The following is an 11372-nucleotide window of genomic DNA, read 5'->3' on the forward strand; positions in this document are numbered from 1 at the left end:
GGAATCCTCCACGGCTGCCTCGCCAGCGGCACCCAATACGACCAGACCGTCGCCTGGTCGCACCACCAACAGGCCGTGGCGGCTTGACACACAACGTCCAGGGATGTCTTAACAGCGTTAGCCCAGAGCGCTTCCTGGGGTTTCGTGTGCAGCGAGTGCTTGCTACTCGCGGGTAACCGCGTCCGTCACTGAGCTCTGCTCATCAGCCGGAGCAGTGCGGGACCCACGAGCGGCGCCGTCAGCGCTCGGATCATCAGGTTCTGCACGCCGAGGTGCAGCCTGCTCGACGGCGCGAACCGCGCCATCCCGGCGCGCGCCTGCCGCTGGCGCTGTGCGACCTCTTGGCGCAGCCCGGCCTCCCATGCTTCCAGTGCCGCGCCGATGTCCTCGGGGTGCTCCGCGAGCGCGCGCCCCAAACGGTCGGCGCCCGCGAGGGCGAGGCCGGCGCCGTGACCGGCGAAGAGGGAGACGCACCATGCAGCATCGCCGACCAGCACGATGCGCCCGCTGCTCCACGCGTCCATGACCACCTGGGACACGGAATCGAAGTAGCGGTCCTCGGCGCCGGCGGCCCCCCGGATCGCCTCGTGGACCGGACCGGTGAGATCGCCGAAGTGCGCTGCGAGGGCGTCGGCGGGCGAGCCCGCCGCGTCGGCCTCGGCGGTCGGGGTGCGGTAGGTGAAGAAGGCCGACGGTGTGTGCTCACGGGGCCGGAAAACCGCCGCGGTGCGGCCCACGTCGATGAAGGTGCTCGCGGTCTGCATCGGCAGACCCTCCGGCGCGGCATCCAGCGGGAAGGCCGCCACGGCGTGCTGCAGATCGCGGACGAACTCGCGCGCCGGCCCGAACGCGAGGTCGCGGACCCCGGAGTGCAGGCCGTCGGCGCCGACCAGTAAGTCGGCGTCGTGGACGGTGCCGTCGCTGAGCGTGACGCGCAACCCGTCGGCATCGTCGGCCCCCGTGACCGTCGTGCCGAACCGGATCCCGACCGCCCCGTCGAGGGCGTCGTGCAGCGCGGCCTCCAGGTCGCCCCGGAAGACGGTGAGCGCACGGGAGCCCAAGGACTGCTCGGCGAGCGCCGCGGGCATGGTGAGCTTCGTCGAGCCGTCGGCCCGGACCAGGAGCGAGGTGAAGACGCCCTGGTCGCGGGTGCGCAGGGCGGGCACCAGGCCGAGCGCATCGGCCGCGTCGAACCCCACGCCGAGGAGGTTCACGAGGTAGCCGCCGGTCCGGCGGGCCGGCGCGCGCTCGACGACGAGGACGCGGTGCCCGTCGCGGTGCAGCCGGAGCGCGGTCGCGAGGCCGGCGATCCCCGCGCCGGCGACGACGATCCGCAGGGGGTTTTCGGTGTGGTCCGGCATGATTCCCTTTCGGTATGAGCGTGCGTTCAAACTGAGTATGAGCGATTGTTCATACTTGGCGCAAGGACACCGGCGAGACTCGTAGAATCGACGCATGCCCAGAGGAGTCGCGATCGCCGGCGCGCGCCAGCGCCTGTTCTCGGCCGCCGAAGCCGTGATCCTTCGCGACGGGGTGGTCGGCCTGAAGGGGCGTGCGGTCACGGCGCAGGCGGGCGTGGCCACGGGGCTGCTGCACGCCCACTTCGTCGATTTCGAGGGTTTCCTCGCGGACTATGCGGTGGACCGCAGCTTCGCGCTCGGCGCCGAGGCGGCGGAGGCGGCGCCGTCGGGAATCGGTACGGAAACGTCAGTGGCCGAGGCGGTCTGCGCGCAGCTCGATGCGCTGTCGCAGCCCACCGCGGCCGTCTTCGCCCGACTGCTGGCCGCCCGACCGGACCTGCGCGAGCGCGCCGCCGAGGTGCTGGGCGCGGAAGCAGCCGGATTCGAGGGGGTGACGGCGGTGGTCGCCGAGCTGCTTGAAGCAGAGGGGCGGACCGGCCGGCTGCGGGCCGAGATGCGCGCTGGCGATCTCGCCTACGCCGCCGTCGGGGCGGCGCTGCGCGCCTGGTGCGCCGGCGACCCCGACGCTCGGTGGCACGCCGCGGTACGCGCGGCGGTGTCGGCGGCGATCACCGAAGCGGGATGAGAACGCCGCAGCGGCGACCCGGTGCCGGATCGCCGCTGCGGCGGGGGAGTCTGCGTCTCAGGACTCGCGGAACTCCGCGGAGGTCAGGCCCTGCTCCTCGGCCTTGCGCAGCTCCACGCGGCGGATCTTGCCGCTGATCGTCTTCGGCAGGTCGGCGAAGGCGATGCGGCGCACGCGCTTGTAGGGCGCGAGGTGCTCGCGGCTGTAGTCGAAGATCGACTGCGCGGTGGCCGCGTCCGGCGCGTGGCCGTCGGCGAGCACGATGTACGCCTTCGGCACCGCGAGGCGCAGCTCGTCCGGGGCGGGGACCACGGCTGCCTCGGCCACCGCATCGTGCTCCAGCAGAACCGATTCCAGCTCGAACGGGCTGATCTTGTAGTCGCTGGACTTGAAGACATCGTCGGTGCGGCCGACGTAGGTCAGGTAGCCGTCCGCGTCCTTCGAGGCGACGTCGCCGGTGTGGTAGACCCCGCCCTCCATGACCTTCGCGGTCTTCTCGGCGTCGCCGTGGTAGCCGACCATGAGGCCGAGCGGCCGCGGGTCCAGGCGCAGACAGATCTCGCCCTCGTCCACGCCCTGCTCGCCGGTCGCCGGGTCGACGAGGACCACGTCGTAGCCGGGGCACGGGCGGCCCATTGACCCGTCCTTGAGCGGCTGGCCCGGCGTGTTCGCCACCTGGACCGTGGTCTCGGTCTGGCCGAAGCCGTCGCGGATCGTCACGCCCCAGGCGTTCCGCACGCGCGCGATCACCTCGGGGTTGAGCGGCTCGCCGGCGCCGACCACGACGCGCGGCGGCGTCGACAGCGCGCTGAGGTCCGCCTGGATCAGCATGCGCCACACCGTGGGCGGCGCGCAGAAGCTGGTGACACCGGCCCGCTCCATCTGCTTCATCAGCGCGGCCGCGTCGAACCGGTTGTAGTTGTAGATGAACACGCAGGCCTGCGCGATCCACGGGGTGAAGACATTGCTCCACGCGTGCTTGGCCCAGCCGGGGGAGCTGACGTTCAGGTGCACGTCGCCGGGGCGCAGCCCGATCCAGTACATCGTCGACAGGTGGCCCACAGGGTAGCTGGCGTGGGTGTGCTCGACCAGCTTCGGCGCGCTCGTGGTGCCGGAGGTGAAGTACAGGAGCAGGGTGTCGTCCGCGCGCGTGACGTGCGAGGGCGTGAAGTCCGACGGTGCCGTGTACGCCGCGGCGAAGGACTCCCAGCCCGGCACGGGATCGCCGATGGCGATCCGGGTGACCCGTGCGTCCGCGGGGACGCGCTCGGCCAGCTCGCTGCGCACGATCACGTGCTTCGCGCCGCCACGGGCGATGCGGTCGGCGATGTCGTCCTCGGCCAGGAGGGTGGTGGCGGGGATGACGACGGCGCCGAGCTTGATCGCGGCGAGCATGACGTCCCACAGCTCGACCTGGTTGCTGAGCATCAGCAGGATCCGGTCGCCGGGCTGCACGCCGCGCTCCCGCAGCCAGTTGGCGACCCGGTTGCTCCGCGCGCTCATCTCGGCGTAGCTGAACTTCGACTCGGAGCCGTCCTCCTCGACGATCCACAGCGCAGGGGAGTCGTTGTTCGTCGCCACTCGATCGAACCAGTCGAGGGCGAAGTTCCACTCCTCGAGCTCCGGCCAGCTGAATCGCTCGCGGGCGGCGTCGTAGTCATCGGCGAGCTCGACCAGCAGGTCGCGCGCGGCGAGGAAGTCTCGATACCCCTGTGTGCTAGCCACTTTCAATTCCTCCGGTTGATTACTTGGATATCCAAGTATATAGTGATGGGCAGCACATCGCGCAAGGGTTTCGCGATGGACCTCGATCGAGAGAAGGACACACTATGGCTGACGTGCGCACCATTCCGCATTTCATCGACGGTCGCCGGGTGGAGGGCACCGGCCGTACCGCCGATGTCTTCGACCCGAGCACGGGGCAGGTCCAGGCCGCGGTTCCGCTGGCGAGCACGGCCGAGGTCGACGACGTGGTCGCCCGCGCGAAGAAGGCGCAGGTCGAGTGGGCCGCGTTCAACCCCCAGCGCCGCGCCCGCGTCTTCATGAAGTTCATCGACCTGGTCCACCAGAACGTCGACGAGCTGGCCTCGCTGCTCTCCAGTGAGCACGGCAAGACCGTCGCGGACGCCAAGGGTGACATCCAGCGCGGCATCGAGGTGATCGAGTTCTCGATCGGCATCCCGCACCTGCTCAAGGGCGAGTACACCGAGGGCGCCGGCACCGGCATCGACGTCTACTCGATGCGGCAGCCGCTCGGCGTCGTCGCCGGCATCACTCCCTTCAACTTCCCTGCGATGATCCCGCTGTGGAAGGCCGGACCGGCCCTGGCCTGCGGCAACGCCTTCGTCCTCAAGCCCTCCGAGCGTGACCCGTCCGTGCCGGTGCGCCTGGCCGAGCTGTTCGTCGAGGCGGGCCTGCCCGAGGGTGTGTTCCAGGTCGTCCACGGCGACAAGGAGGCGGTCGACGCGCTGCTGAACAACCCGGACGTCAAGGCCGTCGGCTTCGTCGGCAGCTCCGACATCGCGCAGTACATCTACGAGACCTGCGCCCGCAACGGCAAGCGCAGCCAGGCCTTCGGCGGCGCCAAGAACCACATGGTGATCCTCCCGGACGCCGACCTGGACCAGGCCGTCGACGCCCTCATCGGGGCCGGCTACGGCTCCGCCGGCGAGCGCTGCATGGCGATCTCCGTCGCCGTCCCCGTGGGCGAGGAGACCGCGAATCGCCTGCGCGAGCGCCTCGTCGAGCGCGTGCAGCAGCTGCGCGTGGGCCACAGCCACGACCCGAAGGCCGACTACGGGCCCCTCATCACGCCGGCCGCGGTGGAGCGCACCAAGAGCTACATCCAGCAGGGCGTGGACGCCGGCGCCGACCTCGTGGTCGACGGCCGGACGCGCACCAGCGACGAGCTCACCTTCGGTGACGCCGACCTCTCGGGCGGCAACTACCTCGGCCCGACGCTGTTCGACCACGTCACCAAGGACATGTCGATCTACACGGACGAGATCTTCGGCCCCGTGCTCTGCATCGTCCGGGCCGGCACCTACGAGGAGGCGCTCGCGCTGCCCACCGAGCACGAGTACGGCAACGGCGTGGCCATCTTCACCCGCGACGGCGACGCCGCCCGCGACTTCGTCGCCCGCGTCGAGGTCGGCATGGTCGGCGTCAACGTGCCGATCCCGGTTCCCGTGGCGTACCACACCTTCGGCGGCTGGAAGCGGTCCGGCTTCGGCGACCTGAACCAGCACGGCCCGCACTCGATCCTGTTCTACACCAAGACCAAGACGGTGACCTCGCGCTGGCCCTCGGGCATCAAGGACGGCGCCGAGTTCTCCATCCCGACGATGCACTAGGAGCGCGAAGTGCCCTACCCCAACCTGACGGGCGATGACCTCGCCATCGTCGAGATGGCGCGTGACTTCTCCCGCAAGCGCCTCGCGCCCTACGCGCTCGAATGGGATGCCACCAAGCACTTCCCCGTGGCGGAGATGAAGGAGGCGGGCAGCCTCGGCATGGCCGCCATCTACACCCGCGAGGACGTGGGCGGGTCCGGCCTGCGCCGGCTCGACGGCGTGCGCATCTTCGAGGAGCTCGCCAAGGGCGACCCGGTGACCGCGGCGTTCATCTCCATCCACAACATGTGCACCTGGATGGTCGACACCTACGGCTCGCAGGAGCAGCGGCAGGAGTGGATCCCCAAGCTCGCGCCGATGGACGTCATGGCCAGCTACTGCCTGACCGAGCCCGGCGCCGGCTCGGACGCGGCCTCGTTGACCACCAAGGCCGACCGCGACGGCGACGACTTCGTGCTCAACGGGACGAAGCAGTTCATCTCCGGTGGCGGCGCCTCCGACCTGTACGTGGTCATGGCGCGCAGCGAGGGGGAGGGTGCCCGTGGCATCTCGACCTTCCTGGTGGACAAGGGAACCGCCGGTCTCTCCTTCGGGCCGCCCGAGGTGAAGATGGGGTGGCACAGCCAGCCCACCACGCAGGTGATCTTCGAGAACGTGCGGATCCCGGCCTCGCGCATGCTCGGTGGAACCGACGGTGCCGGCAAGGGCTTCGGCATCGCGATGAACGGCCTCAACGGCGGTCGCCTCAACATCGCCGCGTGCTCGCTGGGAGGCGCGCAGGCCGCGTACGACCTCGCGCTGCGCTACATGACCGAGCGGGAGACCTTCGGTCGCAAGCTGATCGACGAGCCGACCATCCGGTTCGCCCTCGCCGACATGGCGACCTCGCTCGAGGCGTCCCGGCTGATCCTGTGGCGGGCCGCGACCGCGCTCGACGAGAACGACCCCGACAAGGTCGAGCTGTGCGCCATGGCGAAGAAGTTCGTCACCGAGACCTGTTACCAGGTCGCGGACCAGGCGCTGCAGCTGCACGGCGGCTACGGCTACCTGCACGAGACCGGCGTCGAGAAGATCGTCCGCGATCTGCGTGTGAACCGGATCCTCGAGGGCACCAACGAGATCATGCGGATGGTGATCGGCCGCGCCGAAGCCGCCCGCATCCAAGGCAAGTAGGGAAGGCACCTTCATGAGCACGATCGCATTCCTCGGCCTGGGCCACATGGGTGGCCCGATGGCCAAGAACCTGGTCGCCGCCGGGCACACCGTCCGCGGTTTCGACCTCGTCCCCGCGGCGCAGGACGCGGCCCGCGCCGCTGGCGTCGCCGTGATCGACACGGCCGAGGAGGCCGTGGCCGGTGCGGAGGCCGTGGTCACGATGCTGCCCAGCGGGGCCATCGTGAAATCGGTGTACGACGCCGTCCTCCCGCACGCCGCGCGGGGCACGCTGTTCATCGACAGCTCGACCATCTCCGTCGACGATGCCCGCGCCGTGCACGCGCAGGCCGAGGCGGCGGGGATGCTGCAGGTCGACGCGCCCGTCTCCGGCGGGGTCAAGGGCGCCGACGCCGGCACCCTGGCGTTCATGGTGGGCGGCGACGACGCGGCTTTCGCAGCGTCAGCGCCCGTGCTGGATCCGATGGCGGGCAAGGTGATCCACTGCGGCGGCTCCGGCAACGGGCAGGCCGCCAAGGTGTGCAACAACATGATCCTCGCGGTCCAGCAGATCGTGGTCGGCGAGGCCTTCGTGCTCGCCGAGAAGCTGGGCCTGGCGGATCAGGCGCTGTACGACGTGGTCACGGGCGCCACCGGCAACTGCTGGTCGCTGCACACCAACTGCCCCGTACCGGGGCCGGTGGCGGGGGCACCGTCGGGCAACGAGTTCAAGCCGGGCTTCGCGACGGCCCTGATGAACAAGGACCTGGGTCTGGCCATGGACGCCGTGGCGTCCACCGGCTCGAGCGCTCCGCTCGGCACGCACGCCGCCGAGCTGTACTCCGCGTTCGCGCAGGACAACGGGGGCCTAGACTTCAGCGCAATCATCAACACACTGCGATAGGCGACTCGGAGGGCGGCGCGATGACAGAACCGGATACCCGGGACCCGATCGCGCGTGCCCGCCGCAACTGGGAGGACGCGGGCTGGGGCGGCGACATCGCCTCCGGTATGGAGGCGGTGACCTCGGTGATGCGGGCGCACCAGATCCTGCTCGCGCGGATCGAGGCGGCGCTCAAGCCCTTCCGGCTCTCCTTCTCCCGGTTCGAGCTGCTGCGGCTGCTCGCCTTCACCAAGCGCGGCGAGCTGCCGATCTCGAAGGCGAGCACCCGGTTGCAGGTCCACGTGTCGTCGGTGACCCACGCGATCGATCGGCTCGGCGAGGCCGGGCTGGTCGAGCGCAAGCCCCACCCCACCGATGGCCGCACCACCCTCGTCGCCCTCACCCCGGAGGGTCGGGAACTGGTGGAGAAGGCGACGGTCGTGCTCAACGATGTCTTCTCCGACATCGGCATGCCCGACGACGAGTCCGCCGCGCTGGTGGGAGCGATCCGGTCCTTGCGCAGGTTCAACGGCGACTTCTAGGGCGCGCGGGGGTTTCGCGGGCCTAGCATCGGCGGCATGCATTGGCTGGCGCAATGGTGGGCACGGGAAGTGGTGGACGGCTACAAGGGGCCGCTCCTGCTGAGCTTCGTGGCGTTCGTCGTCACCTTCGTCGTGGTCCGGTTCATCACGCGGATGATCCGCGCCGGGAAGGGGCCCTTCCACGACATCTCCGGCGGCGGCGTGCACCTGCACCACTCGACGCCGGGAATGCTGCTCTTGATGTTCGGTGCGTTCATGGGTATCGGCTCGCCGCCGATGTCCGGGTGGACGTACGCCGCGGGCCTGCTGATCGGGGTCGGCACGGCGCTCGTCCTCGACGAGTTCGCCATGCTCTTCCGACTGCAGGACGTGTACTGGTCGCAGGAGGGGCAGCTGTCGGTGAACATCGTGACCCTCGCGGCGGCGTTGATCGGGCTGGCCGCGGTCGGGGTGTCGCCGCTGAACATCAAGGATCTGCCGCCCGAGGTCGCCGCGCTGCGGGGCGCGGTCGTGTGCTGGCTCGTCATCCACTTCGGTTTCGTCGCCACGACCGCCCTCAAGGGCAAGTACCCGACGGCGCTGATCGCGCTGTTCGTCGGCCCGGTCGCCTTCGTCGCGGCGCTCCGGCTCGCGCGTCCGACCTCGCCGTGGGCGCGGCACCGGTACTCACCGGCCAAGCTCCAACGCGCACGCGAGCGCGCCGAGCGGTTCGACGCGCGGTGGGGGCGCTACCGGGCGCGGTGGGACGACGCCATCGGTGGTACGCCGACGCAGTAGCGGGTCAGTCGTCCCTGGAGTCGGAGAGCATGCCGGACAGGTGTTCCCGGCTCAGCGTCGCCGCCGCGGCGGCATCACGCCGTTCGATCGCCGTGAGCAGCTCGGCGTGCGAGTCCTGATCGCCGTCGCCACCGAATCCGTCCGATCGGGACCGGAGCATGTCGATCATCGCCCGCCGCAGGTGCCCTGCGATGCCGTCGAACATCTCCAGCAGGACGGGGTTGTGCGCGGCCGCGATCACCGCGCGGTGGAAGTCGGTATCCGTCTCGACGTGCCGCACGAGATCGGCACGGTGCGCGGCGCGGATGGCGAGCGCGGCGCGGATCGCATCCAGGTCCTCCTCGGTGCGGCGCCGGGCGGCGAGGGCCGCGGCCTCCACCTCGACCGCGATCCGCGCCTCGAGCACCGCGTCGATCGCGGCCCCGTCGAGCATCGTGTCGAGGCCCGACGGCGCGTCGACCCTGGTCACGAACACCCCGGCGCCCTGCCGGGTGGAGAGCACACCGATCCCCGCGAGCCGCCGGATCGCCTCCCGCACCGTCGACCGGCCCACGCCGAGCTGCGGGGCCAGGGTGGTCTCGCCGGGGAGCCGGTCGCCGACGCTCCACTCGCCGGACCGGAGGCGGGCGAGGAGCGCGTCGGCGGCCTGGTCGGCGAGAGAGGTGCGGCGGAGCGGGGGCATGATCCGAGAATACTTCTCAGCTTGTCTGAGGAGTTGTGCTAGGGTCGTTCGCATGACGCAGCACGGTCTTCTCCTTCTCCTTCCGCGCCACGGCGGGGCCTGATTCCGGGCCGGCTCCCGCCGTGGGAAGCGTGCGCCGGCCCGTCGAGCAACCCACGGAGGAACCGTCATGACCTTTCCCACGATCGATACGCCCCGCGGACCCGTCCCCGCCGCCGCTCCCGCCTCGAACCGGCAACGCGGCTCGCAGATGCCGCACCAGCGCTACCGGGATGTCCACGCCCGCGTCGATGTGCCGCTCACCGATCGCGTGTGGCCCACGCGACGCCTGACCTCGGCGCCGCTGTGGGTCCCCGTCGACCTGCGTGACGGCAACCAGGCCCTCCCCGAGCCCATGGACCCCGCGCGCAAGCGCCGGTTCTTCGAGTTGATGGTCGCCATGGGCTACAAGGAGATCGAGGTCGGCTACCCCTCTGCCTCGCAGACCGACTACGACTTCGTCCGCCTCATCGCGGAGTCCGACATCGCGCCGGAGGACGTCACCGTCGTCGTCTTCACGCCCGCGCGCCGCGACCTGATCGAGCGCACCGTCGAATCCGTCCGCGGCATCCGCAACGAGGTGGTGATCCACATGTACACCGCGACCGCGCCCACCTGGCGCGAGGTCGTGCTGGGGCGGGACCGGACCGAGCTGGAGGACCTGATCCTCGACGGTGGCCGCGACCTGCTCGCCGCCGCGGGCGACCTCGACGGCGTGCGCTTCGAGTTCTCGCCGGAGGTGTTCAACCTCACCGAGCCCGACTACGTGCTCGAGGTCTGCGACGCGATGACCTCGCTGTGGGACGCGACTGCCCAGCGGCCGGTGATCCTCAACCTCCCCGCCACCGTCGAGATCGCGACGCCGAACGTCTACGCCGACCAGATCGAGTACATGCACCGTAACCTCGCCCGACGCGACGCGGTGATCCTCTCGGTGCACCCGCACAACGACCGCGGGACCGGCATCGCGTGCGCCGAACTGGCCGTGCTCGCCGGCGCGCAGCGCGTGGAGGGCTGCATCTTCGGCAACGGGGAGCGCACCGGCAACGTGGACCTGGCGACCTTGGCGCTCAACCTGTTCGCGCAGGGGATCGACCCCATGATCGACTTCTCCGACATCGACGAGGTGCGGCGCACCGTCGAGGCGAGCAACGGGATCGTCGTGCACGACCGGCACCCGTACGTCGGCGACCTCGTGCACACCGCGTTCAGCGGCACCCACCAGGACGCGATCAGGAAGGGCTTCGCCGAGCACCGCGCTCGCGCCGCGGTCGAGGGGCGCGGCGAGCGGGAGATCGAGTGGCGCGTGCCCTACCTGCCCGTCGACCCCGCAGACATCGGCCGGACCTACGACGCGGTCATCCGCGTCAACTCCCAGTCGGGGGGGCGGCATGGCCTACCTACTGGAGCGGGACCTGGGACTGGAGCTGCCGCGGCGCCTGCAGATCGACTTCGCCCGCCACGTCCAAGCCCACGCGGACGAGCACGGCGCCGAGATGGACACCGCCGCGTTGTGGGCGGTCTTCGAGCGTGCGTACCGGCCCGGGGCGGGCCGGTTCGAGCTCAGCGACTGCATCGTCGAGGACACGGACGCCGGCAGCCGGGTCACCGTCGGGCTCCGGGTCGACGGTGCGCCGCGCCGCACCGTCGTGGACGGCGCCGGCCCGGTCGAGGCGCTCGTCGCGGCGCTGGGCGAGCACGGCGCGAAGGTCGATGTGCTCGCCCTGCACCAGGCCTCGCTCGGCCGCGGCGACGACGCGGAGGCGCTGACCCTGCTGGAGTTCCGCTACGACGGCGAGGTGCGGTGGACCATGGGGCGCGACCGCTCCGTGCTGGCCGCGACGGCGGCCGCCGTGATCGGCGCGGCGCAGACCACGTGACCCGCCGGTAGGGGTCGC

9 protein-coding genes and 1 pseudogene are annotated in these 11372 nt (G+C 70.7%); 7 read left to right on the plus strand and 3 right to left on the minus strand.

Going from position 1 to position 11372, the window contains the following annotated elements; translation table 11 throughout:
- Window positions 1-185 precede the first annotated feature (185 nt).
- The gene (locus tag HF999_RS09085) at window positions 186-1361 is read right to left on the minus strand and encodes an FAD-dependent oxidoreductase (protein WP_168545563.1); all 1176 of its coding nucleotides are present in this window, start codon (window positions 1359-1361) and stop codon (window positions 186-188) included.
- A 94-nt stretch (window positions 1362-1455) separates the two neighbouring features.
- On the opposite strand from HF999_RS09085, the gene HF999_RS09090 reads away from it, so the two are divergent.
- A complete protein-coding gene (locus HF999_RS09090) occupies window positions 1456-2046 on the plus strand; it encodes a TetR/AcrR family transcriptional regulator (RefSeq protein ID WP_168545564.1) in 591 nt (196 codons plus the stop codon).
- A gap of 57 nt (window positions 2047-2103) precedes the next feature.
- On the opposite strand, the gene HF999_RS09095 is transcribed toward HF999_RS09090, so the two are convergent.
- Window positions 2104-3771 carry an AMP-binding protein gene (locus HF999_RS09095; RefSeq protein WP_168545565.1) on the minus strand — a complete coding sequence of 556 codons (1668 nt, stop codon included), beginning with the start codon at window positions 3769-3771 and terminating at the stop codon, window positions 2104-2106.
- Between the two features lie 104 nt (window positions 3772-3875).
- On the opposite strand from HF999_RS09095, the gene HF999_RS09100 reads away from it, so the two are divergent.
- From HF999_RS09100 to HF999_RS09120, 5 genes are read left to right on the plus strand one after another with little or no spacing between them, the layout of a single operon-like run.
- Entirely contained in the window at window positions 3876-5399 is a 1524-nt protein-coding gene (locus tag HF999_RS09100; RefSeq protein WP_210733637.1) for a CoA-acylating methylmalonate-semialdehyde dehydrogenase, read from the plus strand.
- A 24-nt stretch (window positions 5400-5423) separates the two neighbouring features.
- On the plus strand, window positions 5424-6572 hold the full coding sequence (locus HF999_RS09105; protein WP_281347333.1) for an acyl-CoA dehydrogenase family protein: 1149 nt from the start codon (window positions 5424-5426) through the stop codon (window positions 6570-6572).
- A 13-nt stretch (window positions 6573-6585) separates the two neighbouring features.
- Window positions 6586-7455 (plus strand): 3-hydroxyisobutyrate dehydrogenase, encoded by an 870-nt coding sequence (gene mmsB, locus HF999_RS09110; RefSeq protein ID WP_168545566.1) that lies wholly within the window; start codon window positions 6586-6588, stop codon window positions 7453-7455.
- 20 nt (window positions 7456-7475) lie between these two features.
- Window positions 7476-7976, plus strand: a complete 501-nt coding sequence (locus HF999_RS09115) for a MarR family winged helix-turn-helix transcriptional regulator (RefSeq protein ID WP_168545567.1) — start codon at window positions 7476-7478, stop codon at window positions 7974-7976.
- A gap of 36 nt (window positions 7977-8012) precedes the next feature.
- The gene (locus HF999_RS09120; protein ID WP_168545568.1) at window positions 8013-8753 is read left to right on the plus strand and encodes a hypothetical protein; all 741 of its coding nucleotides are present in this window, start codon (window positions 8013-8015) and stop codon (window positions 8751-8753) included.
- A gap of 4 nt (window positions 8754-8757) precedes the next feature.
- Here HF999_RS09120 and HF999_RS09125 read toward each other — a convergent pair whose 3' ends face one another.
- On the minus strand, window positions 8758-9435 hold the full coding sequence (locus tag HF999_RS09125) for a FadR/GntR family transcriptional regulator (protein WP_168545569.1): 678 nt from the start codon (window positions 9433-9435) through the stop codon (window positions 8758-8760).
- Between the two features lie 250 nt (window positions 9436-9685).
- On the opposite strand from HF999_RS09125, the pseudogene HF999_RS09130 reads away from it, so the two are divergent.
- Window positions 9686-11354 (plus strand): annotated as a pseudogene (locus HF999_RS09130) (2-isopropylmalate synthase).
- Window positions 11355-11372 lie beyond the last annotated feature (18 nt).

The sequence above is a fragment of the Tsukamurella spumae genome (genome assembly GCF_012396015.1).
GTDB lineage: Bacteria > Actinomycetota > Actinomycetes > Mycobacteriales > Mycobacteriaceae > Tsukamurella > Tsukamurella spumae.

What these genes read in the sequence shown, in the direction of transcription:
- HF999_RS09120 (WP_168545568.1), top strand. Translation starts at nt 8,013, where the DNA reads ATGCATTGGCTGGCGCAATGGTGGGCACGGGAAGTGGTGGACGGCTAC.
- HF999_RS09100 (WP_210733637.1), top strand. Translation starts at nt 3,876, where the DNA reads ATGGCTGACGTGCGCACCATTCCGCATTTCATCGACGGTCGCCGGGTG.
- HF999_RS09115 (WP_168545567.1), top strand. Translation starts at nt 7,476, where the DNA reads ATGACAGAACCGGATACCCGGGACCCGATCGCGCGTGCCCGCCGCAAC.
- HF999_RS09125 (WP_168545569.1), bottom strand. Translation starts at nt 9,435, where the DNA reads ATGCCCCCGCTCCGCCGCACCTCTCTCGCCGACCAGGCCGCCGACGCG.
- HF999_RS09090 (WP_168545564.1), top strand. Translation starts at nt 1,456, where the DNA reads ATGCCCAGAGGAGTCGCGATCGCCGGCGCGCGCCAGCGCCTGTTCTCG.
- mmsB (WP_168545566.1), top strand. Translation starts at nt 6,586, where the DNA reads ATGAGCACGATCGCATTCCTCGGCCTGGGCCACATGGGTGGCCCGATG.
- HF999_RS09085 (WP_168545563.1), bottom strand. Translation starts at nt 1,361, where the DNA reads ATGCCGGACCACACCGAAAACCCCCTGCGGATCGTCGTCGCCGGCGCG.